We start from the raw sequence: 26,699 nt of genomic DNA on the forward strand, positions 1-26,699 counted from the left end.
TCAGGCCTCCTTCTCGGTGGGCTGGCGCTTGAGGGCGCGGCCGAGGCCGCTGACCCGCGGCGACATGAACGCCCGCGTGTTCGCGAACAGCGTCATGATCGGGTGGCGGAACAGGAACACCACGACGAGGTCGAGGACCGTGGACAGCCCCAGCGCGAACGCGAAGCCCTTCACCGCACCGATCGACACGATGTAGAGCACGACCGCCGCCATGATGGTGATGGTGTTGGCGGAGATGATGGTACGCCGCGCGCGGGCCCAGGCCCGGGGTACGGCACTGCGCGCGCTTCGACCCTCGTGGATCTCGTCCTTGAGGCGCTCGAAGTAGATGACAAACGAGTCAGCCGCGACACCGAGGGACACGATGAAGCCGGCGATGCCCGCGAGCGTCAGCGTGAAGCCCGTGGTGCGCCCGAGTACGACCAGCGCGCCGAAGGTCAGCAGGCCGGACAGCACCAGGCTCAGGAAGATCACCGAGCCGAGCAGGCGGTAGTAGAAGAACGCGTAGATCGCCACCAGGCCCAGGCCGATGCCCGCGGCGAGCAGGCCCGCCTCGAGCTGCTGGATGCCCAGGGTGGCCGAGACGCTCTGGGTCGAGACCGGCTTGAAGGTGACCGGCAGGGCGCCGTACTTGATCTGGTCGGCGAGTTCCTTGGCGCTGGCCGAGGTGAACGAGCCGGTGATCTGCGACTGGCCGCTGAGCACGCCCTGGATCTCGGGCGCCGAGATGACCGTCTTGTCGAGCACCACGGCGACCAGGCAGTGCGTGGCTCCGGTGGACAGCGCGGAGGCGGCGGTGAGGCACGGCGAGTTGGCGGCCGGCTGGAACGCCTCGCGGGTCAGCTCGGTCCACTTGCCCTGGCCGGGTCCGGTGAAGTCGAGCGACACGACCCACTGGCCCTGCTGCTGGTCGAGCTGCGGGCTGGCGGTGTCGATGTCGGTGCCGAGCACCTTGGCCACGTCCAGCAGCAGCTTGGCGCCGGTCTGGCACGCCACAACCTGCTGGGTCTCGGCGTCGATGGCACCGCTGGGCCGGGCTTCGAGCTGGTCACAGCTGATCGTCGGCACGTTGAACTGCATCGCGGCGGGCAGCGCGTTGACCTCGTCGCCGCTGAGCGTGTTGAACGCCTTGTACTGCTGGGCCGCGGTCGGGTCGGTGGACAGGTCCACCGGGTCGGTGAGCTTCTCGGCGGCGGCCCAGGCGGCGGCGCCGACCTTCTTCTCGATCGCGGCGCGCTGCTGCTTGACGTCCGCGGTTACCGGCGCGGGAGCGGCCGAACCGGACGGCGCCGGGGTGGCTGCGGCGGCCGGGGCAGACGCGGCGGCACTCGGGCTCGGTGAGGGGGCCAGAGCCAGCTCGCCGCCGCCCTGCCCACCCGTGGACGGGCTGGCGCCGGTGGCGGCGGGGGCGCTGGCCTTCGCGCTCGCCTTGGCACTCGAGGCAGCGCTGCCGCTCGGGGCGGCGCTGGGCGCGGCGCTCGGCGGGTTCAGCGCGGCGCTGGCGTTGTCGCCGGTCGCCTTGAGCACCATGCGGAAGCGCATCTGCGCGGCCTGGCCGACGTTTTTCAGCTGGTCGTTGGCCTCGCCGGCGACGGACACCACGATGTTGCGGTTGCCCTCGACGACGACCTCGGCCTCGGCGACCCCGAGCGCGTTGACGCGCTGGTCGATGATCTTCCGGGCCTCTTCCATGCTGTTCTGGTTCGGGACCTGCCCGTTGGCCAGCAAGGACGCCTGATAGGTGGCCTGGGTGCCACCGATCAGGTCGAGGCCGAGCTTGGGGTGCAGCCGCTCGCCGTACCCGAGGCCCTTGGTCCCCGGTCCCCAGAACACCAGCACGTAGAGGATCGCGAAGAGGAGCCCGAGCACGGCGAGTTGCCGTCCGGGATGTGGTTGTCCCTGTGGTGGTCGTGCCACGACTGTCGAACTCCTCGTGCTGAGGGCTGCCGCGGGAGCGCGGCGGCAGGTGGGGATCGCTCGGGCGCAGGGTGGTCTCGAGCCGGAAGTGACGTTCCAGCCGATTTGCCCGGCGACGATTATTCACAACAACGGGCCGCTTGGGGAGGTTTCCTCGCCCGCGGCCTGGGGAACTAACACCACCTGCGACCCGCCGGGATCGGGCGGGCCGGGGTGGAAGGGCAGGTCAGTCCTTGGACTTGCGCGTTTCGACGACCGGGTTGGGGATCGGGTCGTCGGCGACCGGCTCGGCCACGACGGGCTCCTCGGCAAGCGGCTCGGCAGCGGTGGCCGCGGCAGCGTCCTGCTTGACCACGCGGGCGATGGCCGGGCGCGCGTAGCGGGCGTTGACCCCGGGCGCGATCTCCACAGTGACCACGTCGTCAGTGACCTCGACGACGGTGGCGTGCAGACCGCCGATGGTGACGATCTCGTCGCCGGGACCCAGCGCCGACTGCATGGCCTGCGCCTCGCGGCGCCGCTTCTGCTGCGGGCGGATCATCATGAAATACATGACGCCGAAGAGCAGGACAATAAGGAGCAGGGGCGCGAAACTGCCGCCTTCGCCTGCAGGCGCTGCGAAATACACGAGGTGAACCTTCCGTGGGGCCGCCACCACTGCCGCAGGGGGCGTGGCGCGACGATAGAAACATCCCGCTGGACGGCGGCGAGTCTAATCCCTCTTCCTGGGAACTTGTGGACCGGCACACGTCTCGTTCACATTACGGCGACGCTGCGTTGCCGGGGTCCTCGGCGCGCGTGAAGAGGTCAGGTTGCTGCACCGGCGCACCCTTACCCTCGGGTGGCGTCTTGCCGAGATGGCGCCAGCCGGCGTCGGTGGCGACCCGGCCCCTGGGGGTACGAGCCAGCAGCCCCGCTCGTACCAGGAAGGGCTCGCACATCTCCTCGACGGTGTCGGACTGCTCCCCCACCGCGACCGCCAGTGTCGAAAGACCCACCGGCCCGCCGCGGAAGGACTCGATCAGCGCACGCAGCACCGCCCGGTCAAGCCGGTCGAGGCCCAGCTGATCGACGTCGTAGACGGTCAGGGCCGCCTTGGCGGTCTCCTCATTGACCACACCGTCGCCGCGCACCTCGGCATAGTCCCGCACCCGGCGCAGCAGCCGGTTGGCGATTCGCGGCGTCCCGCGGGAGCGCCCGGCGATCTCGGCAGCGCCCTCGGGGGTGATCGGCACGCCCAGGATGCGAGCGGACCGGTGCAGCAGGGCATCGAGGTCGGCGGGCGAGTAGAAGTCGAGGTGCGCCACGAAGCCGAACCGGTCACGCATCGGCCCGGACAGCAACCCGGCCCGGGTGGTCGCTCCCACCAGCGTGAACGGTTCCACGTCGATGGGGATCGCGGTCGCGCCGGGTCCCTTGCCGACAATGACGTCGACCCGGAAGTCCTCCATGGCGCTGTACAACAGTTCCTCGGCGGGCTTGGCGATGCGGTGGATCTCGTCGATGAACAGTACGTCACCCTCGGTGAGGCTGGTGAGGATGGCGGCGAGGTCGCCGGAGCGCTCGATCACCGGGCCACTCGTGGTTCGGATACCGCTGCCCAGCTCGGCCGCGACGATGTTGGCCAGCGTCGTGTTGTGCACGACCAAGTCGTTCACGGTGAAGGTGTGATCATCGGCCACGGTGAGGCAGCGGCACTCGTGCAGCCCCGCGGGCGCCACGGACACCACCGGGTCGGGGGCCAGCGGTCCGCCGTCGTCGCCGCTCAGCTGGGTCAGCCGCCACGACCCGTCCGGCGCCGGGGCGAGCCGGGCCCGCACACCGATGCGCAGCAGCAGGTGGTGGACGCCTTCGAGCAGCTCGCGAGGGCCGTCACGGTCGTCCTCGCCGGCGAAGAAGCGCGACAGGAACGCCCCGATCCGGTCGAGGTCGCCGCGGAAGACGAACTCGGGGACGGCGTCGATGGCCGAGCGGGCCGCCCGCTGGAAATCGTCCTTGGTTTGCGTGGCACCGGCAGTGACATCGGGTCTGAGCACTTCGGCCAGTACGTCGCCGGGCTGCAGATCGCCGGCCTTGACCCAGCCCTGCGCGGTCCAGAACGGGTGGTCGGGGGCGGCGATGACTTCCCGGCCGGATGCCGCCGTGATCCGCACCGTGTCGAGCTGTCCTTGCTCGTGAACTGCCTGTACCTCGGCCGGCTCGCCGGTGCGGGTGACAACCTGGTCGCCGACGCGGATGTCTCCGAGGCGCCGGCGCGTGCCATCGGCCAGCAGCACCAGCGCGTCGACCGACACCGGCTTACCCAGGCCGGGCGGGCCGGAGAGCAGGATGTGGTCGGGTGGAGTGCCCCGGCCCATCGCGCCCTTGAGCAGCAGTTCGAGCTGGTCGCGTACGCGGTGCTGGGCGATGAAGTCGGCGAGCCTGCGCGGCCGGACGCTGGCCTCGGCATCCAGGTCGGCATCCTCGGCGTACGGCGAAACGAGGTCGTCCGTCATCGCGTGCGGCCCAGTAGCCGGATGGCCTGGCGCAGCAGGATCGGCACCGGGGGCGTCTCACCGCCGTCGAGGGATTCCGAGACCGCCGCCACCGCCTGGTCGGCCTGCTGGGCGGACCAGCCCAGCGCGATGACACCCTGACGGACCTGCTCCTGCCAGCCCCCGTTGAGTGCCCCGGCCACGCCGTCGGCGCCCGTGGACACCGCGCCGATGCGGTCGCGCAGCTCCAGGACGAGCCGTTCGGCGCCCTTCTTGCCGATGCCGGGCACCCGGGTCAGCGCGGAGATGTCGCCGGCTGAGATGGCCCGGCGCACGGCCTCGGGCTGGTGCACGGCCAGCACTGCCTGGGCGATCCGGGGCCCGATGCCGCTGGCGGTCTGCAGCAGCTCGAACAGGTGCTTCTCGTCGTCGTCGGCGAAGCCGTACAGCGTCAGCGAGTCCTCGCGGACGACCAGGCTGGTGGCGAGCCGGGCCTCGGTGCCGGTGCGCAGCGAGGCGAGCGTGCCGGGCGCGCACTGCACGGCGAGGCCGACGCCGCCGACCTCGATGACGGCGGTGTCGGCGGCGATCGCGGCGACCACGCCACGCACGCTGGCGATCATCGACGAGCTCCTGTTCTGCGAAGGGCGGCCTTCACGGCGGCGGCTTGCAAGCGGTTGCGGGTGCCACCGCGCCAGATGTGGCAGATGGCGATGGCGAGCGCGTCGGCCGCGTCGGCCGGGCGGGGTGGGCCGTCGAGGTTGAGCAGCCGGGTGACCATGCTGGTGACCTGGGCCTTGCCGGCCGTGCCGGAGCCGGTGACGGCGGCCTTGACCTCGCTGGGGGTGTACGTCTGCACGGGCAGCCCGGCCCGCGCGCCGGCCAGGATGCCGATGCCGCTGGCCTGGGCCGTACCCGTAATGGTCTGGGTGTTGTGCTGGCTGAACACCCGCTCGACGGCCACGCTGTCGGGCGTGTGCTCGGCAACCAGCTCGCCGAGCGACCGGTCGAGGTGCAGCAGCCGCTGGGCGATGTCGTCGTCCGGCTCGGTGTAGACCACGTAATAGCCGATCAGCTTGCAGGTCCGGCCGGGCTGTCCCTCCACCACGCCGACGCCGCACCTGGTCAGGCCGGGGTCGATGCCGAGTACCCGCACGTGGCCCCCTTTGCTCGGACGTGTGTTCGACACCCTAGTACGCCCGGCCACAGCGGCCACATCCGACACACGCCGTACCACCTCTTGCACTGTGACCGGGGTCACCGGACCATGGAGGACGTGGCCTATCTGTTCCCACCGATGAACGACGAGCCGCCGCCGGACTACCTGGCGTTCGTGGCCGAGCGCCTGCCCGGCGTGCATCGTGAGGCCATGCGCCTGGCCGGCGGTGACGTGCAGGCGGGCGGGTCGCTGACCATGGACGTCCTCACCGATGTGGCCGGTCATTGGCGCCGCCTGGATTGGCAGCGGCGCTTGCACAATCCCCGGGCAAAGGACGACTATCTGCGGCGCCGCCTCGAAACAAGAACGAAGCTGTGGCGCGAGGAGCAGATCCATCCGGTCGACGTGCTGGTGCAGCGGCCGCCGGGAAACAATTCCCACCCCGCCCGATCGGTTGCGCAACGACTTGCGTCGCTCATTTGCGCACCGGTACGTCCAGAGCGCACCACCTTGGCCGACGCAGCAATCGCCTGGGTGCACGCCTGTCGCCGAGCCACCTGGCATCGCTATATCCGGGTAACGGCGGGCAGTTTCCTGTTGCTGTTCTCGATGATGCACTTCATGTCGCAGGCTTCGAGTTAGCTGTCCTGCTGGGACTTGTCGAGCGATGCAGGTGAACCACACGGGGCCGGTCCTAGCCGACCAGCCCCGTCACCGTAATCCGGCCAGGTGCGCCTCAGGCGTCGATCGCCGCCATGATCTCGTCGCTGACGTCGAAGTTGGCGTAGATGTTCTGCACGTCGTCGCAGTCCTCGAGGACGTCGATCAGCTTGAACACCTTGCGGGCCGCGTCCTCGTCCACCGGCACCGTCATGGTCGGCACCAGCGACGACTCGGCCGAGTCGTAGTCGATGCCGGCGTCCTGCAGCGCCGTCCGCACCGCGATCAGGTCGGTCGGCTCGCTGACCACCTCGAACGAGTCGCCCAGGTCGTTGATCTCCTCGGCCCCGGCGTCGAGCACCGCGAGCATGAGGTCGTCCTCGGAGTTGCTCTCCTTGGGGACGATGACCACGCCCTTGCGGTTGAACAGGTACGACACCGAGCCCGCGTCGGCGAACGTGCCGCCGTTGCGGGTCAGCGCCGTGCGCACCTCGGTGGCCGCGCGGTTGCGGTTGTCGGTGAGGCATTCGATCAGCAGCGCGACACCGTTGGGGCCGTAGCCCTCGTACATGATGGTCTGCCAGTCGGCGCCACCGGCTTCGAGGCCGGAGCCGCGCTTCACCGCGTTGTCGATGTTGTTGTTGGGCACGGAGCTCTTCTTCGCCTTCTGAATGGCGTCGTAGAGCGTCGGGTTGCCGGCCGGGTCACCGCCGCCAGTGCGGGCCGCGACCTCGATGTTCTTGATGAGCTTGGCGAACATCTTGCCGCGCTTGGCGTCGATGACCGCCTTCTTGTGCTTGGTTGTCGCCCATTTTGAGTGGCCGGACATGCAAAACCTCCGTGTAAGACCTCTACCGTGCGTCTTGGGCCTGGCGGACCATCTCGACGAAGTACCGGTGAACGCGGAGGTCTCCGGTCAGCTCCGGGTGGAAAGCCGTGGCGAGCAGGTTGCCCTGCCGAACGGCGACAATCCTACCGGCGGCGGGTCCATCGGTGACGCGGCCCAGCACCCGTACGTCCGGTCCGGTCTTTTCCACCCAGGGCGCGCGGATGAACACGGCGTGAAAATCGCCGCCTTCGACGTCCTCGATGTGCACCGCGGCTTCGAACGAGTCGACCTGCCGGCCGAAGGCGTTGCGGCGCACTGTCATGTCGATGCCGGCAAACGACTCCTGGTCGGGCCGGCCGTCCAGGACGGTCGCGGCGAGCATGATCATGCCGGCGCAGGAGCCGTAGACGGGCATGTCGCCGGCGATGCGCTTGCGGATGGGGTCGAGCAGGCCGAACGAGATGGCCAGGTTGCTCATGGTGGTCGACTCGCCGCCGGGGATCACCAGCGCGTCGGCGTCGTCCAGCTCGCTCGCGCGGCGGATCGGCCGGGCGAGCACGTCGCTCTCGGCCAGTGCGGTCAGGTGCTCGCGCACGTCGCCCTGCAACGCGAGCACCCCGACGGTCACCATCCGCGCGACGCCAGGCGGTGCGGCTGCGGGACGTCCTCGACGTTGATGCCGACCATGGCCTCGCCCAACCCGCGCGACACCTTGGCGATCACGTCGGGGTCGTCGTGGAAGGTGGTGGCCTTGACGATGGCCGACGCGCGCTGGGCCGGGTTGCCGGACTTGAAGATGCCCGAGCCGACGAACACGCCCTCGGCGCCGAGCTGCATCATCATGGCCGCGTCGGCGGGCGTGGCAATGCCCCCGGCGGTGAACATGACCACCGGCAGCTTGCCCGCCTCGGCGACCTCCTTGACCAGCTCGTACGGCGCCTGCAGCTCCTTGGCCGCGACGAACAGCTCGTCCTCGGGCAGCGAGGTCAGCCGGCGGATCTCACCCCGGATGGTGCGCATGTGGGTGGTGGCGTTGGAGACGTCACCGGTGCCGGCCTCGCCCTTGGAGCGGATCATGGCCGCGCCCTCGGTGATGCGGCGCAGCGCCTCGCCCAGGTTGGTGGCGCCACAGACGAACGGCGCGGTGAACGCCCATTTGTCGATGTGGTTGGCGTAGTCGGCAGGGGTCAGCACCTCGGACTCGTCGATGTAGTCGACGCCAAGCGACTGCAGCACCCGGGCCTCGACGAAGTGGCCGATGCGGGCCTTGGCCATAACCGGGATCGAGACGGCGGCGATGATGCCGTCGATCATGTCGGGGTCGCTCATCCGGGAGACGCCGCCCTGGGCCCGGATGTCGGCGGGCACCCGTTCGAGCGCCATGACGGCCACCGCGCCGGCATCCTCGGCGATCTTGGCCTGCTCGGGGGTGACCACATCCATGATCACACCGCCCTTGAGCATCTCGGCCATGCCGCGCTTGACGCGAGCGGTTCCGGTGGTGGGACGGCTGTCGGACACGACGACTCCTCACAGATCTGCCACAAGACGTAAGAGAGCCTAGGACGCCGCCGGGGCCGGGGAGATGGCCAATCAACCCCCGATTGGACTGCTCAGCGAAACGTCGGGGGCGGACCGCTGGGTCACGGTCACCGGCTCGGGCAGTGTGGGATCAACAATGTCGAAATAACGCGGCCGCTGATAGCGACGGGACAATCCGATGACCCGTACGAGCGGGCGCCGCCGTGCGGTCAAGGCGTCGCGGACCAGGTCGGTGTGCACCTGGCGGGCCAGGGCGACCCGGCGGCTGGCGGCCACCAGGGTGCGCAACTCCGGGTCGGCACCGGAGACGGGCACCGCGCGCAGGTGGCGGGTGAGGTCGTTCTCGGCCACCTCCCGCTCGTCGTCACCGGCATCCAGGGCGAGGCGGGCAGCCGTGTAGAGCGACGGTGAGTCGGCGAGTTCGGCAACCACGGCAGCAGCCGCAGCCCGGCGCACGAGATGGGCGTCCAGGGCCCGGCCGGCCGACTGGGCGCGCACGTGGACCCGTTCGACGCGGTGCGCGGTCCAGGCCAGGTACGCCGTCAGCAGCACCCCCACCGCGATCGCTCCGATGACCCACCACATGCGGGGCATCGTAATGCCTGACCGTTACGGTTGGTTACGCCCTGGGCCGTGGTTCGGCCCACTCTTCGTCGATGACGCGGCCATCCGTGGCCTCGATCGCCGTTGCGTATACCTCAAGAACACGCTGAGCGACGGAAGGCCAGTCGAAGGCGTCCACCGCCACGCGTGCGCAGGCCGCCAGCGAGGCCCGGCGTTCGGGGTCGTCGAGCAGCGAACCGAGCAACGTGGCCAGGACCGCGGCGTCCCCGGTGGGGAACAGGGCCCCGGCCCGCCCGCCGTCGAGGACCCGGCGGAACGCGTCAAGATCACTCGCTGCGATCGCCGCTCCGGCCGCCATGGCCTCGGTCAGGATCATGCCGAACGACTCGCCGCCGGTGTTGGGCGCCACATAGATGTCCACGCTACGCAGCATCCGGGCCTTGTCCGCCTCGGTGACCAGCCCGAGGAACTCGATGCGCGGATGCAGCTCGGCCGGGAACTGGTCGAACAGCGTGTCGCGGTCACCCGGTCCGGCCACCAGCAGGCGCAGGCCGGGGCGGGAGCGGGCCAGGTCGACGTACGCGCCACGCAGGATCTCGAAGCCCTTGCGCGGCTCGGTGAAACGTCCGAGGAAACCCAGGGTGCCCCCGGATCCGGGCCAGCCGGGAAGGGGTTGCGCGGCGGCGAACTTGGCGACCGCCACGCCGTTGGGGATCTCGACCGCGCCGCCGCCGAGGTGCTCGACCTGCACCTTGCGGGCCAGCTCGCTGACCGCGATCCGGGCGGTGATCTTCTCCACGACCAGTTGCAACAGGCCCTGAGCAGCGGAAAGGGCCCGGGAGCGGGTCATCGCGGTGTGGAAGGTGGCGACCACCGGGCCGCGCGCGGACAGCACCGCCAGCAGCGACAGGCTCAGCGTCATCGGCTCGTGCACGTGCAGCACATCGAAGTTGCCGCGGGCCAGCCAGCGCCGCACCCGGGCAGTGGACACCGGGCCGAACGCGATGCGCGCCACGGACCCGTTGTACGGCAGCGGCAACGCCCGCCCGGCCGGCACCACGTACGGCGGCAGCTCGGCATCCTCGTCGGCCGGGGCCAGCACGCTCACCTCGTGGCCCAGCCCGATCAGCGCCTCGGCGAGGTCGACGATGTGGTTCTGCACACCGCCGGGCACGTCGAAGGAGTACGGCGAGACAATCCCGATCCGCACGCCGCCCCCCTCTAGACCCGGGCGCTCTGGTTGAGCCAGAGCTTCTGCAGCATGTGCCAGTCCTGCGGGTGCGCGGCGATGCCCAGCTCGAACGCCTCGGCGAGGCGCTGGGTGGTCTGCTTCACCCGCACGCCCAGGTCGCCCTCGGTGGCCGGTTCGACGCGGCGCAGCCGAGCCTTCGTGGTGGTCTCGGAGAACCACACGTCGACGGCGAACAGCGGTGCGCCGGTGCGGATGGCCAGCAGCGCCGGGCCGGGGGGCATCTTGGTGCGCCCGCCGAAGAACTCCACCTCGACGCCGCTGCGGGTCAGATCACGGTCGGCCAGCAGCGCGATGGCATGTCCCTGCTGGGCCCGTTCGGCGAGCACGTCCAGCGGCGCCCGCACCCCACCGGTCAGGGGCAGCACTTCCATGCCGAGCTTCTCCCGGTACGCCATGAAGCGCTGGTACAGCCCCTCGGGTTTGAGCCGTTCGGCCACGGTCACCAGCCGGTAGTCGTTCGAGGCCACCCACGCCGCTGCGGCATCCCAGTTCCCGACGTGCGGCAACGCGAGGATGACCCCGTTGCCCTGCTGCATCGCGGCGTGCAGGGTGTCCTCGTCCTGGAGCTCGAAATTCGCCAGGTGATCATGGCGGGACAAGGAGGGCAGGCGAAAAGCCTCCATCCAGTACCGCGCGTACGACCGCAGCCCCGCCCGCACCAACGCGTTCAGATCAGCATCGCTGAGCTGCGGCCCCACGACCTGCCGCAGGTTGCGCCGCAGCCGCTGGGTGCCGGGTCCGTTGCCCTTGGCGGCGCGATCGGCCCCGGCGTTGAACAGCGCACGCGCCACCGGCAGCGGCAGCACGCGCACCACACGCCAGCCGGCGGCATATCCGAACTCGGTCAGCCGGTCTTTCACGGGGCCACCGGCGCCGGCGGGGTGGCGTCCGGGTTGTCCGAGTGCGAGGCGTGGACGAGCCGCTGGAACACGGTGATCACCGAGAGCACGGCGAGCACCCACAGCGCTGCGGGCAGCCCCCAGTCGAGCCCGGCGCTGCCCAGCAGGCCGCCGATGCCCAGGATGACCAGGCGTTCGAGGCGCTCGGCGATGCCCACGTCGGCGTTGAGCCCGAGGCTTTGGGCGCGGGCCTTGACGTACGAGACGACCTGCCCCCCGACCAGGCAGATGAGCGCCGCCCACACCCCGCCGTACGGGTTGTGCTCGGTGGCGAGGTAGTAGACGACGGCGGCGAACACCGCACCGTCGGCGATGCGGTCCATGGACGAGTCGAGCAGCGCGCCGAAGTGGCCGCCGCCACCTCGCATCCGCGCCATCGTGCCGTCCAGGACGTCGGTGAGGGCGGACGCGGTGACGACCCACGTCCCCCAGAACAGGTGTCCCTGAGAGCCGAGCCACGCGCCGATCAGCACGCCGACGGTGCCGGCGATGGTGACGGCGTTCGGTGAGACACCGATGCGCAGCAGGAAACGGGCAGTCGGATTGACGCCGTACGCGACGACGGCACGGGCGGGCACGCTGACGATCTTTGCCATGGCCGTCCCACCATAACGGGGGGCGACCGGATCGTCATATCACGCAGCCGGAGCACCACGAAGGGTTGCTATGCCAACCGCGCTGGGTGTCCCCTTGGTTACGCCTTCGTAACAGCGGACCCTCGCCAGGTCGCCTGCCGGGGTCCGGAACAATGTCGTTCGGGTCAAGGAGGGGTAAGAGCTATGGCGCAGAAAGTTCAAGAGAACGCGGCCGGACCGGTGGTGACCGATCCCGGCAGAGTACGCAACGTGGTGCTCGTCGGGCATTCCGGCGCGGGCAAGACGACGCTGGTCGAGGCGCTGCTCGCGGCGACCGGCACGATCGCGCGCGCCGGCTCGGTGACCGAGGGCACCACGGTGACCGACGACGACCCGGCCGCGCAGCGCCAGCAGCGCTCGGTCGCGCTGTCGTGCGCGCCGGTGGTCCACGGCGGAGTGAAGATCAACCTGCTGGACACCCCCGGCTACGCCGACTTCGTCGGGGAGCTGCGCGCCGGCCTGCGGGCCGCGGACGCCGCGCTCTTCGTGGTGTCGGCGGTCGACGGCGTGGACGACGCCACCGCTGCGCTGTGGGAGGAGTGCGCCGCCGTCGGCATGCCCCGCGCAGTCGCCATCACCCGCCTGGACCACCCGCGCGCGGATTACGAGCAGACCCTGCAGGACTGCCAGGACGCGTTCGGCGAGAACGTCATGCCGATCTATCAGCCGATGCTGGGCGACGACGGCGCCTCCATCGCCGGGCTGATCGGCCTGGTCACGCTGCGCGTGCTCGACTACTCGGCGGGCTACCCGCCGCGGGAGAGCGAGTTCGAGCAGGCCCACCTGATGCCCATCAAGGACGACCGCGACCTGCTCATCGAGGCGATCATCGCCGAGAGCGAGGACGAGGGCCTGATGGACACCTACGTCGCCGGCGAGCTGATCAGCACCGCGACACTGGTGCCGGATCTGGAGAAGGCGGTTGCGCGGGGCACGTTCTACCCGGTGATCCCGGTCTGCGCGGGCACCGGCGTGGGCCTCGACGCGCTGCTCGACGGGCTGGTCAGCGGCGCGCCCTCGCCGCTGGAGCATGACCTGCCGGTGGTGACCGGAGTGGACGGCGAGCCGCTGCCACCGCTGGCCTGCGACCCCGACGGACCGCTGGTGGCCGAGGTGGTCAAGACCACGATCGACCGGCACGTCGGGCGGGTCTCGCTGGTCCGGGTGTTCTCCGGCACGCTGCGCCCGGAGCTCACCGTGCACGTCTCCGGGCACGGCATGGCCGAGCGCGGGCACCCCGACCACGACGCCGACGAGCGCATCGCGCACGTCTACTCCCCGCTCGGTGCCCAGCTGCACGAGGTTGCCTCCTGCGTGGCCGGTGACATCTGCGCGATCACCAAGTCGGGCAGCGCGGAAACCGGCGACACGCTGTCGGGCAAGGACCAGCCGCTGCTGATGCAGCCGTGGTCGATGCCCGAGCCACTGCTGCCGATCGCCGTGGTGGCCAAGTCCCGCTCGGATGAGGACGCGCTGGCCAAGAACCTGGCCCGGCTGGTGGCCGGGGACCCGACGCTGCGGCTGGACCGCAATCCCGACACCCACCAGCTCGTGCTGTGGTGCATGGGCGAGTCGCACGCCGAGGTGGTGCTCGACCGGCTGCGCGCCGGCGGCGTCGACCTGGACACCGAGCCGGTGAAGGTGGCGTTGCGCGAGACGTTCGGCGCGGCTGCCAAGGGCCACGGGCGTCACGTCAAGCAGTCCGGCGGGCACGGGCAGTACGCGGTGTGTGACATCGCGGTGGAGCCACTGCCGCGCGGCTCCGGCTTCGAGTTCGTGGACAAGGTGGTCGGCGGGGCGGTGCCGCACAACTACATCCCGTCGGTGGAGAAGGGGGTACGCGCCCAGCTCGATCGTGGCCTGGTGGCCGGCTACCAGGTGGTGGACGTGCGGGTGACCCTGACCGACGGCAAGGCGCACAGCGTGGACTCCTCCGACGCCGCGTTCCAGACGGCCGGTTCGCTGGCCCTGCGCGAGGCGGCCGAGCAAGGCGGAATGACGCTGCTCGAACCGGTCGACGAGGTCGAGGTGCGGGTGCCCGACGCGTATGTGGGGGCGGTGATGAGCGATCTGTCCGGGCGCCGGGGCCGGCCGATGGGCTCCGACGCGGACGGGGACGGCGCCCACAGCGTGGTGCGGGCCGAGGTTCCGGCGATCGAGCTGGTCCGCTACGCCGTGGAGTTGCGGGCGCTCACCTCGGGATCGGGCACTTTTACCCGTACCTATGCCAGACATGAACCCATGCCCACCCACCTGGCGGAGAAGATCAAAGCGTGATGGCGTTGGCCGCGACGTGCAGTGGCCGCGTCACCTGCTCGATGATCTGACGCTTCCACGGGTTGAAGCGCAGCGTGCGCATGCCGAAGGTGCGCAACGCCATGGTCCAGCGCCCACCCGGAACCATGTCACCGGCCATTTTGCCCCCACAAGCCAGATTCTTTTCCACGTACGGCCGCAGCGCGCGTTCGTAGCGCCCGAACCCATCCTCGTGGCGCATCGCGTCGCCCAGCACGTAGGCGCCCACCAGCGCCATGCTCGTCCCCAGCCCTGCGGCCGGGGACGGGCAGTAACCGGCGTCGCCGAGCAGCGTCACCCGGCCCTGCGGCCAGCGCAGCAGCTCGATCTGACTCCAACCTGGGCTCGATCGGCTACCACTACGGCTCCACGCAGGGCCCGATGACCGCGGCCATGCTCAGCGCGATCGAGGATCGGGGCGACGCTATCGGCCTGGCACTGGCCCCGAGCGGCGAGGAGGACCCGGGCGATCCGCTGCTGCGCTACTGGCAGCGCGTGATCGGCACCCTGCGCACCCACCGGGACCTGTGGCTGGCCAGCATCGAGGCGATGATCCAGGGCGAGCACGACCCACACCTGCGCGACCAGATCGCCAGCGGCATGGAACAGGGCCGCTCCGGGCTGGCCGCCATCCTCACCGGGCAACCCGAGGACGGCCTCGACGAGGAAACCGTCCGCTCCGCCGGCTCGGTCGCCATGGCCCTGATGTCCGGCGTGACCGTCCAGTGGTTGGTCGATCCGGCGCGCGCACCCTCACCCGAGCAGGTGGCCGCGGGCATCCGTGCGTTGGGAAAGCTTCAGGCCGTCCAGGCCTTCATGAGCAGGTCGCGGGTTTCGGTGAGTAGCTGCGGCAGCACCTTGGTCTGCCCGATCACCGGCATGAAGTTGCCGTCACCGCCCCAGCGCGGCACCACGTGCTGGTGCAGGTGCTCGGCGATCCCGGCGCCGGCTACCGACCCCTGGTTCATGCCCAGGTTGAACCCGTGCGGGCTGCTCGCCGTGCGGATCACCCGCATCGCCCGCTGGGTGAACTCGGCGGCCTCCACCGTCTCGGCCGGGGTCAGCTCGGGGTAATCGGCAACATGGCGATAGGGGCAGATCAAGAGATGCCCCGGGTTGTACGGATACAGGTTCAGGATCGCGTACACCAGCTCGCCCCGCGCCACCACCAGGCTGTTCTCCTCGGGCAACCCGGGCGCGACGCAGAACGGGCACCCCGGTGGCTGCCCCTGCCCCACGATGTAGGCCATCCGGTGCGGCGTCCACAGCCGCTCCAACCCGTCCGGTTCCCCAGCCACGCTCACGCCCCAACACTAGGGCACAGCAGATCCGCGTAACTCCGCGTCCGAACAGGGGAAGGACTTGCGCTACGGGGAGGGGTGAGCTGCGGTTCGAGGAGTTCGCCGCGGCGCGGTTACCGGCGTTGCTGCGCTACGCGATGCTGCTCAGCGGTGATCGTGAGCAGGCCCGCGCCGGTGCCACCCGGCGCCGGGTGCGCCGCCGCTGGCAGACCTGGGTAGGTGACCGGCACCGCCGGGCTGCGCCGCATCGCCGAGAACCTCACGATCGCGGACTGCCAGGACCGCAGCACCTGGTCACCACTGCGGTAACGGCTCGCGGGCTTGCAGCCACTCGTCCGGAATGCCCGCGATGCCGGTGTACGCGGCAACGATCCCGGCCGCCATCGCCGCCGTGGTGTCCATGTCACCTCCGGCAGCGATGCACACCTGCACGGCCGCCGGATAGTCGTGCAGGTGGCGGGCGGCAACCCAGATCGCAAACGGCACCGAGTCCACGGCCAGCGAGCGGCTGCCGTTACCGAGTTCGTGAGCCGCCTCGGCCGCCGTGGTGATCCGGCGCGCCTCGCGCAACGCGTCACTGACCCGGCTGGGCGGGGTATGCGCGAGGACCGCACCGAGCAGGTCCACGGGCCGGCCGTCGAGCCGCGCGGCCGCCGCCACCGCCGCGGCCACTGTTGTCGCCACCCCACCGGCGATCCCCTCGGCGTGGGCGTGGGTGACTTCGGCGGCGCGGGCTCCCTGCTCGGCAGCCCGGACCAGCGAGTCGGCGTGCCAGGCACCGAGCGGGGCGGCTCGCATGGCCGCACCGTTGCCGGCCGAGCCCTGCCCGTCGAACGCGGCCGCAGCGGCGATCGGCCATGGGCTGCCTTCACGGATCTGCCGCAACATCACCACCGCACCCGGCCCATACCCGCGGTACGGATCGAAGCGCTCCCCCAGCAGCCGGGCAAAGAGGTCCCGATCGAAGCCCCCGCCCGGCTTGCCCTCCCCCGCGCCGGATTTGTCCTCCCCGGCAGCCTGCTCCACTTCGGCCGCCGTCGCTTTCAAGGCGTCGACGATGCAGCATGCCTCCTCGGTGTCGTCGGTCCACGGCCACGGCGGGGCCGGCGGGGCATCGAGCGACTGCCCCGGAATGAAGAACTGTGCACCCAGGGCATCGCCCACTGACAGCCCCGCAAGGCTGTCCGCGGCCAAGGCGGCCCTGGTGTCGGGAAAAAGCGTAAAGCTCATGCTCTCTTCGTTACTCGCTGTGCTCAAGTGATGGCCCTGAATGACGGATTCGGTCTATCTTGCCAAGGGCAGTACCTTCTTCGCATGGCCACGGTGTTGCTCGTCGAAGACGACCACGTCGTGCGCGGTGCGATGCTGCGGTCGCTGGCCGACCGGGGGCATGCCGTGCACGCCGTCGGAACGGCCCTCGACGCCCTGCGCCGCGTCGCCGCGGAGACCCCCGATCTGGTGGTGCTCGACCTCGGGCTGCCCGACCTGGACGGCTCGGACGCGCTGCGGATGCTGCGCGGCATCACCGACGTCCCCATCATTATCGCGACCGCCCGTGACGACGAGCAAACCGTCGTCCGGCTGCTGCGCGCCGGTGCGGATGACTACATGGTCAAGCCGTTCACCGGGGCGCACCTCGACGCGCGCATCACCACCGTGCTGCGCCGCGTCGGCCGCGCGAGCCGCACCGCCCAGCCCGCCGTGCACGAGGTCGGCGAGCTGCGCGTGGACATCGGCGAGCGCAGCGCCACCCTCGGCGATCAGCCGCTGGCTTTGACCCGCAAAGAATTCGATCTACTGGCTTATCTGGCCGCGCGTCCGGGCCGGGTGGTCTCGCGCCGGGAGCTGTTGGAGGAGGTATGGCGACAGCCGTCAGTCGGCGAGGACCAGACGATCGACGTGCATCTGTACTGGCTGCGTCGGAAACTGGGCGAATCCGCGGCGAAACCTCGCTACCTGCGCACCGTGCGGGGGGTCGGATTCCGGTTGGTGGCGCCGGACTGAGGGCGCGGCTGGCCTGTGTCAGTGCCGCCACCACCGCGATCGCCGCGCTCGCGTTCCTCATCCCGCTGGGATGGGAGCTGCGCACCGATCATCGCGACACCGCCATGAGCGCCGCCGAGCAGCGCAGCGCCACGGTCGCCGGTGCGATCACGGCCGGAGCCAGCAAGAAGGGGCTCGAAGCCGCGATCAAGTCCGCCGGGGGCACCGTGGTGGTGCACGCGCCCGGGGCCACCGGCAAGAGCCGGGTCTCCCCCGAAGCGATCACCACTGCGGCCGGCAAGGGCCAGCCGGTGGAGATCGACGTGGACGGTGGCACGGTAAGCCTGCAGCCGGTCACCGTCAGCAACAAGACGTCGGTGATCGAGGCGTTCGTACCGTCCTCGGAACTCGGTGAGGGCACCGCGCGCGACTGGTGGATCCTGCTCGGGATCATGGCCGGGCTGGTGCTCGGCTCGGTGATCGTGGTGGACCGGCTGGCCCGCGGCGCGGTGGACTCGGTGCGCAACCTGGTGCACGCCGCCATGGCCGTCGGCGGCGGTGACCTGGGCGTCCGCATCCAGCCCTCCGGGCCGCGCGAGCTGTCCGAGGCCGGCTACGCGTTCAACCGCATGGCCGACCGGCTCGTCACCTCGCGCACCAGCGAACGGGAGATGGTGGCCGACCTGTCGCACCGGCTGCGCACCCCGCTGACCGTGCTGCGGCTGGACGCCGAGGCGCTCGACCCCGACGACACCCAGATCATCGACTTGAGCGCCGCCGAGGTCGACCGCCGCCGCGGCATCCGGCGCATCCGCCAGGCCATCGTCACCCTCGAGGGCGAGGTCGACCAGCTCATCAACACCACCCGTGCCGCGGTGGCCGCCCAGGTCGCCGAGGCCCCCGAGGAAGGCCTGTGCGACGTCTCCGAGGTGGTCCGCGACCGCATGGTGTTCTGGTCCGCGCTGGCCGGCGACCAGAACAGGCAGCACCGCGTGGTCGGCGCGCAGCTGCGCATCCCGGTCCGGGTGGCCGGCGCCGAGCTGGCCGCGGCGCTGGATGCGGTGCTGGGCAACGTGTTCCGCTACACCCCGCAGGGCACCGCGTTCGAGGTCAGCTTGTCGCGGCGCGACGGCTGGGTGGCGCTGCGCATCGACGACGCCGGCCCGGGCATCCCGGACCCGGAGAAGGCGATGCAGCGCGGGCAGAGCGATCAGGGCTCGACCGGGCTGGGCCTGGACATCGCCCGGCGCGCGGCGCAGGCGGCCGGCGGGTCGGTGAGCCTGGCCCGCGCGCAGCTGGGCGGGGCCAGCGTGGTCATGCTGCTGGCCGACGCGGACGCGCCGCCCAAGCAGGCCAACCGGTTCGGGCTGGTCGGACGGCTGGCCCGCGAACGCGACCCGGCCCGGCAGAAGTGGCCGCACCAGGGCAGCAAAGATTGAGAATGGCAAACCCACGGCGGGAATTACCCCGGACGGTACAAGCATTGCTTAGATCTGTATTAAAGGCGTTCCCCTGAGCGAGCGGGCCTGGCAACCTCATCGGCGATCCCATCGGGGTTTTGTCAGGCCCGTAGCCCACAGCAGGTCCCACCCAGGGCCCGGCGAAGCCCCCGCGCGGTGGGAGGTGGTCACCCCATAACCCCCTCCCACCGCGCGCTTCCAGCGCGAGGAGACAGTTTGTCCGCCCACCGACGGCTCGAGCTTCGTGGGCAAGCACCGCAGCCCGGCCGCCGGCGTGCCACGACCCGGCCGCACCGGCTGATCCCGCTCGCGCTCGGCGTGGTCCTGCTCGGCGTCGGCGGTGTGGTCGGCCCGGCCATGGTCACTGGCAGCTTCAAGCCCGGCGGTTCCGGCGAGCAGATCTCGTACGAGTCGTTGCCCGCCGACAACCGGGGTCAGGGACTGGTCTACGACGGACTGGCCGCGGCGCCGACGGATTCGCTGTGCTCGGGGACGTACGAGCTGGATGATGAGACCTGCAGTTATGGCCCGGACCCGACGCCGGCCGGCATGTCGGTGAACCGCGACGCCAACCCGGTGGCAGCCAAGGCGGACGCTCCGGCGAACCCGGCGCTGGACACCGCGGGCGTACCGTCCGATGCCGAGATCATCCGCGACGAGGGCGGCATCTCGCTCTCCGCCGGTGCCCCCGCCCTGATCCCCGACGCCGCGCCCGGCGAGGCCGACTTCATCCTCGGCGCGCACGACGTGGCGTGTGCGGCCGACGGAAGCTCGGGCAAGCGCATCCAGGTGCTCTACCTGCACGAATTCGGCACGCCCAGCCGTTACAGCGACTATGCCGGCTCGATCCGCACGTGGGCGGCGGGCGTCGACGAGATCTACGACGCCAGCGCGGCCGAGACGGGTGGTTCACGGCATATCCGGTACGTCACCACGCCGCAATGCCGGGTGGACGTCGCCGAGGTGCAGGTGCCCACCGGGTCGCTCGGCTCGTTCCGGCGCAGCATCGACGCGTTGCAGAAGCTGGGTTACAACCGCACCGACCGCAAGTACCTGGTGTTCGCCGACAGCCACGTGTACTGCGGCATCGGTACCTACATCGCCGATACGCGCCCCGGGCTGACCAACCGCAACAACGGCGGGCCCTCGTACGGGCGCATCGATTCGGGCTGCTGGAGCTCGTCCGTCGCCGCCCTCGAGACCACCCACATGCTCGGTGCCGTGCTGCAGGGCTCGCCCAACTCGACCGGCGCGGGCCGCTGCACCGACGACTACGACCTGCTCTGCGGGCCGGACCGCTCGGGTAAGAAGATCCGCGAGGTGTGCCCCAGGAAGCACGAGACGCGCCTCGACTGCGGGCACGACGACTACTTCACCACCGACCCGAAGCCCGACGGTTACCTGGCCAAGCACTGGAACGTGGCGCTCAGCGAGTTCCTGCTGCGCAGCGACGGCGGCGACGACCTGCCGGACGCACCCAACGCGGTGCCCGGCCCCGAAGTGACCGAGCCGTCGCTGCCGCCCTCGGCCTCGGTGCCGGCCGGCATCCCCGCCGACGGTGGCGGCGACGAGGCCTCCCCGGCCGCCTCCGGTACCTCGCCGTCGGCCTTGGTGACCACGCCGGCTGCCGCGTCCGAGGTGCAGGCCGTGGTGGAGATCCGTGACCCCACGTCCACGTCGGTTCGGCTGACATGGAGCGCCGCCACCCCCACGGCCAAGTACACCATCGAGGTGGACGGGGTGACCGTGGCGACCACCGTGGCGACCCGCGCGCGGCTGGTCGGCCTGCGCCCGGACACCAAGTACGCGGTCACCATCCGTGCCGAGGGCGGCTACGCGGCAAAGGGCGTGGCCCAGTCGGCTCCCGCGGCCCGCCCGGCGGCGAACACCTGGTTCGTGCTGACCAACTCGCTGTCCGGTGGCTCGGCCGACCTGTACGCCGCCCGTACGGCCAACGGCACGCCGATCACGCTGGGTGGCACCGACGGCGGAGCCCAGCAGCAGTGGAAGCTGGTCCCGGCCGGGGGCGACACGTTCTCGTTGCAGAACAAGGCGACCGGCAAGTGCGTCGTACCGCTGGACGGCAACCCGGTGGCCGGGGCGCCGCTGGTGCAGGGTGAGTGCTCGAAGAACGACAGCGGACGGTGGAAGCTGTTCGCCACCGACTACGGCTTCAGCCTGCGCACCAACGTCGGAGGGCTGGCCGCCGGCGTGGGTAGCCAGCGCTTCGGTGAGACGCGCCTGCTCGTACTGCAGAACCCGGGCCAGACCCGGCACCAGAGTTGGACAGCCCTCCCCGGCTGAGCCCGTCAGGAGTAGACGATGATTGACACCGATGTCCGCACCACGCCCGAACTCGACGAGGACGAGCCGCGCGACGGCTTCAACCGCCGCCGCCTGATCCGCGTCGTCACCATCCTGACGATCGGCATTCTCGCCGTGCTCGCCGTCTGGCAGGACCCGCTCTACGCCGGCTTCTGACCCGCAGCTTCTTTGACCTGCGCCGGCTTTCTTACGCGGAGTGCCCGGCGGCGTAGTTGTCGATCTCGGTCAGGAGCTTGTCCTTGCCCGCGGCCGGCAGGAACGAGTGGTTCACCGCGGCCTTTGCCAGCTCCGCCACCCCCGCCGCGTCCAGGCCGAGCAGGGTCGCGGCGACCGCGTACTCCTCCTCCAGCGTGGTGCCGAACATCGGCGGGTCGTCGGAGTTGATCGACACCGGTACGCCAGCGTCCACCAGCCGGGCCAGCGGGTGCTGGTCGATGCTGGGGACCGCCCGGGTGCGCACGTTCGAGGTGGGGCACACCTCCAGCGCGATCTGGTGCTCGGCCAGGTACGCCATCAGCTGCGGGTCCTGCGCGGCGCTGATGCCGTGCCCGATGCGCTCGGCGCCCAGGTCGCGCAGCGCGTCCCAGATCGTCTCCGGCCCGGTGGTCTCTCCGGCGTGCGGCACGCTGTGCAACCCGGCGGCCCGTGCCTTGTCGAAGTACGGCTTGAACGGCGGCCGCGGCACCTCGGGTCCACCCAGTCCGAAACTGATCAGTCCGTCGGGACGTAACTCCAGCGCGATGCGCAGCGTCTCCTCGGCCGCGGCCAGCCCGGCCTCGCCCGGGATGTCGAAGCACCAGCGCAGCTCGATGCCGAAGTCCTTCGCCGCGCTGGCCCGGGCGTCCTCGATGGCCGCGCAGAACGCAGGTGCTGCGATGCCCCGGCGCACGTGCGAGTAGGGCGTGATGGTCAACTCGGCGTAGCGGACCTGCTGGCGGGCCAGCTCGCGGGCCACCTCGTAGGTGAGCATCCGCACGTCCTCGTCGTCACGGATGAGGTCGACCACGCTGAGGTACACCTCGATGAAGTGCCCGAAGTCGCGGAAGGCAAAGTAATCGGCCAGCGCGGCCGGGTCGGCGGGCACCGGCGAGCCGCCCTCATGGCGCGCGGCCAGCTCCGCCACGATGCGCGGCGAGGCCGAACCGACGTGGTGCACGTGCAGCTCCGCCTTGGGCAGGCCGGCGATGAACGAGGCCAGCTCGGTCACGATCACTCCTTGAGGTGGGCAACCACGAAGATCCGGCGGAATTCAAAGGCGACATGTCCGCTCCGGGCAGGGTAGACCGCCGCGAGGCGAGCGCTGAGCTCGGCCCGCAGGGACCGCCACCGCGTGTCGTCGAGCGCGGCCTTGACCGGGCGCAGGGCGGTGCCTTCCATCCAGCGCAGGACCGGATGCTCGGGGCCGTCCGCCGGGAGCAGGTGAACATAGGTGGTCTCCCAGGCGTCCACGCTGACAGCACGGCTTGCGCCGAGGAACAGGGCGGCATAATCGCTGGGATCGGCGACGGGCGCCCGAACGACATCCTTCAACATTTCCCGGTACGCTCCGGAGCGCGCGATTTCCTGCAGCGCCCGATGCGACGGAGCCTGGAAATTACCCGGCACCTGCATCGCCAGCCAAGCGCCGGCCGGCAACTCGTGAACCCAGCCCCGCAACAATTCCTGATGCCCCGGCACCCATTGCAGCGCTGCATTTGTGACAACGACGTCGGTATCCGCCTCGGGATGCCATTCCGCCAGGTCACCGACGCGGAATGCAACGCTGTCCCGGTACGCCCGGCTCTTACCAATCATCTCGGCCGAGGAATCAATCCCGCTCACCCGCGCGCTGGGCCACCGCTCGGCCAGCGTCGCGGTCAGCTCCCCCGGCCCGCAGCCGAGGTCCACCACGCTGCGCGGCTGCTCGGCTGCGACACGGTTGACGAGATCGAAGAACGGACGGGCGCGCTCCGATCCGTACCGCTGATAAACGCCCGGATCCCACATGGCGCCACCTTCTTTCCCAAACCGTACGTACGTCTTGTTGGACTACTCTACCGCGGGGCGGGGCGTCGGCTAGGCTTCCCGGGTGGAAAAACGCAGGTTCGGCCGGTTGGGCCGCGACGCAGGGGTAATCGGTCTGGGCGCCTGGCAGCTCGGCGCGGACTGGGGTGAGGTCAGCGAGGAAGACGCGCACGCCACCCTGGCCGCCGCGGTCGACGCCGGCGTGACCTTCATCGACACCGCCGACGTCTATGGCGACGGTCGCAGCGAGCAGGTCATCGGCTCGTTCATCAAGAGCCACCCCGGACTGTTCGTGGCCAGCAAGATGGGCCGCCGGATGGAGCAGAAGCCGGAGAACTACACGCTGGACAACTTCCGCGCGTGGACCGACCGCTCCCGCATCAACCTCGGCGTCGACACCCTTGACCTGGTGCAACTGCACTGCCCGCCCACCCCGGTGTTCAGCACGCCGGAGGTGTATGACGCCCTTGACACCCTGATCGAGGAGAAGCGCATCGCGGCCTACGGCGTGAGCGTGGAGAAGGTCGACGAGGCCCTGGAGGCCATCGCGCGACCGGGGACTGCGAGCGTACAGATCATCTTCAATGCGCTGCGCCTGAAGCCCTTGGAGAAGGTCCTGCCCGCGGCCGCCGAAGCCGGCGTCGGCATCATCGCGCGCGTCCCGCTCGCATCGGGCCTCCTATCCGGACGGTACGACGAAAGCACCACGTTCGCGCCCGACGCCCACCGCACCTTCAACCGCCACGGAGAGGCGTTCGACGTAGGCGAAACCTTCTCCGGCGTCGACTACACCACCGGCCTCGAAGCCGTCCGCCGCCTGCGCCCCGAGGTGCCCGCGGACACCACCATGGCCCAGTTCGCCCTGCGCTGGATCCTCGACCACCCAGCCGTAACAGTGGTCATCCCGGGCGCTCGCAACGCCACCCAGGCTCGAGGCAACGCCTCAGCAGCGGCTTTACCAAAGCTGCCGGAAGCCGCGCACCAAACAGTCCAATCCGTGTACGACGAGCTGATCCGGCCCCAGGTCCATGACCGCTGGTGACCTGATCCCGCTCAAGGGCTGGCCCTGGATGGCCGGCGGCATGCTGGCCCTGGTGATCGGCGTCCTGTGGACAGCAGCCGGCCTGGACTGGGTCAAGGACAGCATGATGAGCGACAAGCCGGTGTTCGCCGTGGTGGGTCCGGTGGTGGCTGTGGCCGGGCTGACGCTGATCGTTCTGGGCGTCCGGGCCCGGGAGCGGCATCGTCAGGCTGCCTTGGCCGGCCGCGAGGGGTCTTAGCGAGGGCGGGCGGCGGTTTGCGCGCCTCCCTCGCTTCGCCGCGGCCTGCGCTTACCGCACCTCGCCCCGAACACCAACCCGTCCCAAGCCGATCAATCTACCGAGAGCCCGGAAATGCATCATGCATATGAAACGCTCTTCGCCCCCGACCACCTGCCGCAGCCCGCACGCATTAATTGATCTTGAAAAGCCGGCCAGCACCGCAATACAAAAGGCGCGCTCCACCATCCACTTGACGCAGAGCCCTCCACCCAATAACACCATTCGCAAGAACTGGCATCCCGCTCGACTACCGCAAGCCCCACCATAAGCCGTAAATTCCAGCGCGTCGAAAGTTTGCCGGCCCCTTGGACGGGCATGCGAAAGCCCCGCACTCTACGGACTGCCAAGGCTGTCCGAGGGCACGGGGCTCACCGCTCGAGCCGATCTCCGCCAGGCGATCGGCGGCCGGCGTCGCCGCCGGCTTTTTGGTCTCAGATGGGGCGAACCTGCTCCGCCTGGGGACCCTTCTGGCCCTGGGCGATCTCGAATTCGACCCGCTGGTTCTCCTCCAGAGTGCGGTAACCGCTCGTCTGGATGGCCGAGAAGTGGACGAACACGTCAGCACCCCCGCCGTCGACGGTGATGAAGCCGAAGCCCTTGTCTGCGTTGAACCACTTCACGGTTCCTTGCGCCATGCTGAACTCTCCTTCTGAAAATTCCGGCCCCATGATGCAGGACCGATGGTCGTTTTCGAGCAGCGGCGCCGCGCACGGCCTGAAGGAACTGCCCCCTGCAGTGGGGTTCCTAAAGAAGAACCACATACACAAAAACTGGCCACACTGTACCCGAAGAAGCACCCGGAAAGCTTCCCCTTCGACGAATCAAGTCGACGCCGGCCGATACGGAAAAGGCCCCCAGCAACGCTGGGGGCCATGACCGCGATCGATGCATCCTATGTCTACGGGAGCCTAATCCGGCCAGGTGCCCGTTACCTTGCGGACACTGACCGCACCACCGCGTTGCACGGCTGCGCGGACCACCGCGAAGATGGCGCCTTGCAGGGCCGCGGCGGCGAGGATCTCGCCCCAGCCGCGCTCCTCGTCGTGGGCGTCCGGGGCGTCGTCGTCGCCCGCGGTCAACTTCCAGACCTCTTTGAACACCGCACCGGCGATCGCCCCGGCCGCGACGCCGAGCAGGAGCCCGACCGGCTTGTAGGCGACCTTCTGGAACTTTCCGCTCACCGGCGCCGCCCCCGCACGATCAGGATGATGCCAATCAGCGCGACCACGCCGGCCGCCACCGCGGCGAGCGGGACCGGGTTGCTGCGCACCTGCTCACGGGCGTCCTGCGCCTTCTCCAGCGCGCCGGACTCGCGCGCTTTGTCGCCGACGACGGTAACCGCCTGGGAGACCTTCTCGCTGGACTGCGCGGTGGCCGCGCGGACCTTCTCGGAGGCAGCGGCCGCCGCGGAGGCCGCGGAAGCCTTCACCTTCTCGGTGGTCTCGAGGACCTTGGCCTTCGCGTTGGCCTTGGTCACTTCGACCTGCTCCTTGGCGCGGGCCTTCACATCCGCCTTGGCCGCAAGGGCCTGGACGGTCTCGCCCAGTTCAGCGCGGGTCTGCTTGATCTCCTCGCGCAACGCCTCGACATCGGGCTTGGCGCTCCCGGATCCGTTCTTGTCGCTCATGCCCGGCTCCTGCCGCTCTTGATGGCCTGCTTGACCTCGTCGACGTCCGCCTTCGCGCTCTCAATGGCGGACTTCGGCTCCGGCGGCACCGCCTGGGTCACCTGCTTCTTGCCGAGCAACGCCAGCACCCCGGCCGCGGCGAACAGCACCACGGTGACGATCAGTGCGGCGAGCCACAGGTCCAAGAACAGGTTCAGCACGATGATGAGCGTGGCGATCAGGGCGCCCACGCCGTACAGGGCGAGCACGCCGCCCCCGCCGAACAGACCCACTCCGATGCCGGCGTGCTTACCCTTCTCGGTAAGTTCCGCCTTCGCGAGTGCAATCTCGTCCCGGACGAGGCGGGTGATCTGCTCACTCGCTTTCTGGACCAGTTCCGAGGTGGACTGGTCGGTCCCCGGACGGACCGGGCTACCGTTCAGGACATCGGCCATGGTGTCCTCCTTTCGCT

At 70.1% G+C, this 26,699-nt stretch carries 29 protein-coding genes and 3 pseudogenes; 9 read left to right on the plus strand and 23 right to left on the minus strand.

The genetic code is table 11. From position 1 onward, the window contains the following. The 6 genes and pseudogenes from secD to ruvC all read right to left on the minus strand — a co-directional run bounded on the left by secD (position 1) and on the right by ruvC (position 5,547). Positions 1 to 1,917, minus strand: coding sequence for a protein translocase subunit SecD (gene secD / locus TFC3_RS21400; RefSeq protein ID WP_067502802.1), 1,917 nt, complete (start codon positions 1,915 to 1,917; stop codon positions 1 to 3). A gap of 226 nt (positions 1,918 to 2,143) precedes the next feature. Beyond that, complete coding sequence (yajC, locus tag TFC3_RS21405; RefSeq protein ID WP_236718241.1) at positions 2,144 to 2,545, minus strand: preprotein translocase subunit YajC; 402 nt, start codon at positions 2,543 to 2,545, stop codon at positions 2,144 to 2,146. Positions 2,546 to 2,678: 133 nt separating this feature from the next. Beyond that, a pseudogene (gene ruvB, locus TFC3_RS40510) lies at positions 2,679 to 3,590 on the minus strand (Holliday junction branch migration DNA helicase RuvB); the annotation flags it as partial. Positions 3,591 to 4,223: 633 nt separating this feature from the next. Next, positions 4,224 to 4,412, minus strand: a pseudogene (locus tag TFC3_RS38795) (Holliday junction branch migration DNA helicase RuvB); the annotation flags it as partial. Beyond that, positions 4,409 to 5,014, minus strand: a complete 606-nt coding sequence (ruvA, locus tag TFC3_RS21415) for a Holliday junction branch migration protein RuvA (RefSeq protein WP_067502805.1) — start codon at positions 5,012 to 5,014, stop codon at positions 4,409 to 4,411. The pseudogene TFC3_RS38795 and the gene ruvA, both read right to left, overlap by 4 nt. Further along, positions 5,011 to 5,547: a crossover junction endodeoxyribonuclease RuvC gene (gene ruvC, locus TFC3_RS21420; RefSeq protein WP_067502808.1), complete on the minus strand. Its 537-nt coding sequence runs from the start codon at positions 5,545 to 5,547 to the stop codon at positions 5,011 to 5,013. Before ruvC ends, ruvA begins: the two co-directional genes overlap by 4 nt. A gap of 120 nt (positions 5,548 to 5,667) precedes the next feature. On the opposite strand from ruvC, the gene TFC3_RS21425 reads away from it, so the two are divergent. Next, entirely contained in the window at positions 5,668 to 6,192 is a 525-nt protein-coding gene (locus TFC3_RS21425) for a hypothetical protein (RefSeq protein ID WP_153040327.1), read from the plus strand. Between the two features lie 94 nt (positions 6,193 to 6,286). Here the strand turns inward: TFC3_RS21425 and TFC3_RS21430 are convergent, their stop codons facing one another. From TFC3_RS21430 to pgsA, 7 genes are all read right to left on the minus strand, one after another. After that, positions 6,287 to 7,039: a YebC/PmpR family DNA-binding transcriptional regulator gene (locus TFC3_RS21430; protein ID WP_067502814.1), complete on the minus strand. Its 753-nt coding sequence runs from the start codon at positions 7,037 to 7,039 to the stop codon at positions 6,287 to 6,289. A gap of 22 nt (positions 7,040 to 7,061) precedes the next feature. Beyond that, positions 7,062 to 7,670, minus strand: a complete 609-nt coding sequence (gene pdxT / locus TFC3_RS21435; RefSeq protein WP_067502817.1) for a pyridoxal 5'-phosphate synthase glutaminase subunit PdxT — start codon at positions 7,668 to 7,670, stop codon at positions 7,062 to 7,064. After that, complete coding sequence (pdxS, locus tag TFC3_RS21440) at positions 7,664 to 8,560, minus strand: pyridoxal 5'-phosphate synthase lyase subunit PdxS (protein ID WP_067502819.1); 897 nt, start codon at positions 8,558 to 8,560, stop codon at positions 7,664 to 7,666. The genes pdxT and pdxS overlap by 7 nt, the downstream gene beginning before the upstream one ends. Positions 8,561 to 8,632: 72 nt before the next feature. After that, positions 8,633 to 9,175 (minus strand): hypothetical protein, encoded by a 543-nt coding sequence (locus tag TFC3_RS21445; protein ID WP_067502822.1) that lies wholly within the window; start codon positions 9,173 to 9,175, stop codon positions 8,633 to 8,635. Between the two features lie 25 nt (positions 9,176 to 9,200). Beyond that, positions 9,201 to 10,355, minus strand: coding sequence for a glycosyltransferase family 4 protein (locus tag TFC3_RS21450; protein WP_067502825.1), 1,155 nt, complete (start codon positions 10,353 to 10,355; stop codon positions 9,201 to 9,203). Between the two features lie 11 nt (positions 10,356 to 10,366). Next, entirely contained in the window at positions 10,367 to 11,257 is an 891-nt protein-coding gene (locus tag TFC3_RS21455) for a phosphatidylinositol mannoside acyltransferase (protein ID WP_067502828.1), read from the minus strand. Then, positions 11,254 to 11,892 (minus strand): phosphatidylinositol phosphate synthase, encoded by a 639-nt coding sequence (pgsA, locus tag TFC3_RS21460; RefSeq protein ID WP_067502830.1) that lies wholly within the window; start codon positions 11,890 to 11,892, stop codon positions 11,254 to 11,256. Before pgsA ends, TFC3_RS21455 begins: the two co-directional genes overlap by 4 nt. A 183-nt stretch (positions 11,893 to 12,075) precedes the next feature. Between pgsA and TFC3_RS21465 the strand changes: the two genes are divergently transcribed. After that, a complete protein-coding gene (locus TFC3_RS21465) occupies positions 12,076 to 14,208 on the plus strand; it encodes an elongation factor G-like protein EF-G2 (protein ID WP_067502833.1) in 2,133 nt (710 codons plus the stop codon). Here TFC3_RS21465 and TFC3_RS21470 read toward each other — a convergent pair. After that, positions 14,198 to 14,524, minus strand: a complete 327-nt coding sequence (locus TFC3_RS21470) for a hypothetical protein (protein ID WP_067502837.1) — start codon at positions 14,522 to 14,524, stop codon at positions 14,198 to 14,200. The two genes, TFC3_RS21465 and TFC3_RS21470, sit on opposite strands and share 11 nt — an antisense overlap. Positions 14,525 to 14,619: 95 nt before the next feature. Here TFC3_RS21470 and TFC3_RS40060 point away from each other — a divergent pair. Further along, positions 14,620 to 15,003: pseudogene (locus TFC3_RS40060) on the plus strand (TetR family transcriptional regulator C-terminal domain-containing protein); the annotation flags it as partial. 20 nt (positions 15,004 to 15,023) lie between these two features. Here TFC3_RS40060 and TFC3_RS36100 read toward each other — a convergent pair. The 3 genes from TFC3_RS36100 to TFC3_RS21480 form a co-directional block, all read right to left on the minus strand. Then, complete coding sequence (locus TFC3_RS36100) at positions 15,024 to 15,476, minus strand: HIT domain-containing protein (RefSeq protein ID WP_082772506.1); 453 nt, start codon at positions 15,474 to 15,476, stop codon at positions 15,024 to 15,026. Positions 15,477 to 15,640: 164 nt separating this feature from the next. Further along, complete coding sequence (locus tag TFC3_RS39520; RefSeq protein ID WP_236718242.1) at positions 15,641 to 15,817, minus strand: hypothetical protein; 177 nt, start codon at positions 15,815 to 15,817, stop codon at positions 15,641 to 15,643. Between the two features lie 4 nt (positions 15,818 to 15,821). Continuing rightward, positions 15,822 to 16,757: an ADP-ribosylglycohydrolase family protein gene (locus TFC3_RS21480; protein WP_067502844.1), complete on the minus strand. Its 936-nt coding sequence runs from the start codon at positions 16,755 to 16,757 to the stop codon at positions 15,822 to 15,824. An 84-nt stretch (positions 16,758 to 16,841) separates the two neighbouring features. Between TFC3_RS21480 and TFC3_RS21485 the strand changes: the two genes are divergently transcribed. The 4 genes from TFC3_RS21485 to TFC3_RS38575 all read left to right on the plus strand — a co-directional run bounded on the left by TFC3_RS21485 (position 16,842) and on the right by TFC3_RS38575 (position 21,451). Further along, a complete protein-coding gene (locus TFC3_RS21485; RefSeq protein ID WP_067502847.1) occupies positions 16,842 to 17,531 on the plus strand; it encodes a response regulator transcription factor in 690 nt (229 codons plus the stop codon). A 104-nt stretch (positions 17,532 to 17,635) separates the two neighbouring features. Continuing rightward, the gene (locus tag TFC3_RS21490; protein ID WP_082772212.1) at positions 17,636 to 18,949 is read left to right on the plus strand and encodes a HAMP domain-containing sensor histidine kinase; all 1,314 of its coding nucleotides are present in this window, start codon (positions 17,636 to 17,638) and stop codon (positions 18,947 to 18,949) included. A gap of 237 nt (positions 18,950 to 19,186) precedes the next feature. Then, complete coding sequence (locus TFC3_RS21495) at positions 19,187 to 21,274, plus strand: RICIN domain-containing protein (protein ID WP_067502850.1); 2,088 nt, start codon at positions 19,187 to 19,189, stop codon at positions 21,272 to 21,274. 18 nt (positions 21,275 to 21,292) lie between these two features. Further along, positions 21,293 to 21,451 (plus strand): hypothetical protein, encoded by a 159-nt coding sequence (locus TFC3_RS38575; protein WP_173745342.1) that lies wholly within the window; start codon positions 21,293 to 21,295, stop codon positions 21,449 to 21,451. 31 nt (positions 21,452 to 21,482) lie between these two features. On the opposite strand, the gene TFC3_RS21500 is transcribed toward TFC3_RS38575, so the two are convergent. Both TFC3_RS21500 and TFC3_RS21505 read right to left on the minus strand, forming a co-directional pair. Next, positions 21,483 to 22,502 (minus strand): adenosine deaminase, encoded by a 1,020-nt coding sequence (locus tag TFC3_RS21500; RefSeq protein WP_067507209.1) that lies wholly within the window; start codon positions 22,500 to 22,502, stop codon positions 21,483 to 21,485. A 2-nt stretch (positions 22,503 to 22,504) separates the two neighbouring features. Further along, positions 22,505 to 23,281, minus strand: a complete 777-nt coding sequence (locus tag TFC3_RS21505) for a trans-aconitate 2-methyltransferase (protein ID WP_067502862.1) — start codon at positions 23,279 to 23,281, stop codon at positions 22,505 to 22,507. A gap of 82 nt (positions 23,282 to 23,363) precedes the next feature. On the opposite strand from TFC3_RS21505, the gene TFC3_RS21510 reads away from it, so the two are divergent. Together TFC3_RS21510 and TFC3_RS21515 are read left to right on the plus strand one after the other, a co-directional pair. After that, the gene (locus TFC3_RS21510) at positions 23,364 to 24,341 is read left to right on the plus strand and encodes an aldo/keto reductase (protein WP_067502864.1); all 978 of its coding nucleotides are present in this window, start codon (positions 23,364 to 23,366) and stop codon (positions 24,339 to 24,341) included. Beyond that, positions 24,328 to 24,579, plus strand: a complete 252-nt coding sequence (locus TFC3_RS21515; protein ID WP_067502867.1) for a hypothetical protein — start codon at positions 24,328 to 24,330, stop codon at positions 24,577 to 24,579. Before TFC3_RS21510 ends, TFC3_RS21515 begins: the two co-directional genes overlap by 14 nt. A gap of 473 nt (positions 24,580 to 25,052) precedes the next feature. Here TFC3_RS21515 and TFC3_RS21520 read toward each other — a convergent pair whose 3' ends face one another. From TFC3_RS21520 to TFC3_RS21535, 4 genes are all read right to left on the minus strand, one after another. Then, a complete protein-coding gene (locus tag TFC3_RS21520) occupies positions 25,053 to 25,256 on the minus strand; it encodes a cold-shock protein (protein ID WP_007075740.1) in 204 nt (67 codons plus the stop codon). Between the two features lie 273 nt (positions 25,257 to 25,529). Next, a complete protein-coding gene (locus TFC3_RS21525) occupies positions 25,530 to 25,802 on the minus strand; it encodes a DUF4235 domain-containing protein (RefSeq protein ID WP_067502869.1) in 273 nt (90 codons plus the stop codon). Further along, the gene (locus tag TFC3_RS21530; RefSeq protein WP_067502872.1) at positions 25,799 to 26,248 is read right to left on the minus strand and encodes a DUF3618 domain-containing protein; all 450 of its coding nucleotides are present in this window, start codon (positions 26,246 to 26,248) and stop codon (positions 25,799 to 25,801) included. The genes TFC3_RS21525 and TFC3_RS21530 overlap by 4 nt, the downstream gene beginning before the upstream one ends. Next, positions 26,245 to 26,682, minus strand: coding sequence for a phage holin family protein (locus TFC3_RS21535; protein ID WP_067502875.1), 438 nt, complete (start codon positions 26,680 to 26,682; stop codon positions 26,245 to 26,247). Before TFC3_RS21535 ends, TFC3_RS21530 begins: the two co-directional genes overlap by 4 nt. Positions 26,683 to 26,699: the final 17 nt, after the last annotated feature.

Origin of the sequence: Actinoplanes sp. TFC3 (assembly GCF_001553785.1) — a bacterium.
Taxonomy (GTDB): Bacteria; Actinomycetota; Actinomycetes; order Mycobacteriales; family Micromonosporaceae; genus Actinoplanes.

Excerpts from the sequence above, each read along its gene's own strand:
- TFC3_RS21515 (WP_067502867.1), top strand. The coding sequence starts at position 24,328 with ATGACCGCTGGTGACCTGATCCCGCTCAAGGGCTGGCCCTGGATGGCC.
- TFC3_RS21505 (WP_067502862.1), bottom strand. The coding sequence starts at position 23,281 with ATGTGGGATCCGGGCGTTTATCAGCGGTACGGATCGGAGCGCGCCCGT.
- TFC3_RS21480 (WP_067502844.1), bottom strand. The coding sequence starts at position 16,757 with ATGAGCTTTACGCTTTTTCCCGACACCAGGGCCGCCTTGGCCGCGGAC.
- TFC3_RS21490 (WP_082772212.1), top strand. The coding sequence starts at position 17,636 with ATGAGCGCCGCCGAGCAGCGCAGCGCCACGGTCGCCGGTGCGATCACG.
- TFC3_RS21535 (WP_067502875.1), bottom strand. The coding sequence starts at position 26,682 with ATGGCCGATGTCCTGAACGGTAGCCCGGTCCGTCCGGGGACCGACCAG.
- TFC3_RS21430 (WP_067502814.1), bottom strand. The coding sequence starts at position 7,039 with ATGTCCGGCCACTCAAAATGGGCGACAACCAAGCACAAGAAGGCGGTC.
- ruvA (WP_067502805.1), bottom strand. The coding sequence starts at position 5,014 with ATGATCGCCAGCGTGCGTGGCGTGGTCGCCGCGATCGCCGCCGACACC.
- TFC3_RS38575 (WP_173745342.1), top strand. The coding sequence starts at position 21,293 with ATGATTGACACCGATGTCCGCACCACGCCCGAACTCGACGAGGACGAG.
- pdxT (WP_067502817.1), bottom strand. The coding sequence starts at position 7,670 with ATGGTGACCGTCGGGGTGCTCGCGTTGCAGGGCGACGTGCGCGAGCAC.
- TFC3_RS21520 (WP_007075740.1), bottom strand. The coding sequence starts at position 25,256 with ATGGCGCAAGGAACCGTGAAGTGGTTCAACGCAGACAAGGGCTTCGGC.
- pgsA (WP_067502830.1), bottom strand. The coding sequence starts at position 11,892 with ATGGCAAAGATCGTCAGCGTGCCCGCCCGTGCCGTCGTCGCGTACGGC.
- TFC3_RS21485 (WP_067502847.1), top strand. The coding sequence starts at position 16,842 with ATGGCCACGGTGTTGCTCGTCGAAGACGACCACGTCGTGCGCGGTGCG.
- TFC3_RS21530 (WP_067502872.1), bottom strand. The coding sequence starts at position 26,248 with ATGAGCGACAAGAACGGATCCGGGAGCGCCAAGCCCGATGTCGAGGCG.
- TFC3_RS21465 (WP_067502833.1), top strand. The coding sequence starts at position 12,076 with ATGGCGCAGAAAGTTCAAGAGAACGCGGCCGGACCGGTGGTGACCGAT.
- TFC3_RS21445 (WP_067502822.1), bottom strand. The coding sequence starts at position 9,175 with ATGCCCCGCATGTGGTGGGTCATCGGAGCGATCGCGGTGGGGGTGCTG.
- TFC3_RS36100 (WP_082772506.1), bottom strand. The coding sequence starts at position 15,476 with ATGGCCTACATCGTGGGGCAGGGGCAGCCACCGGGGTGCCCGTTCTGC.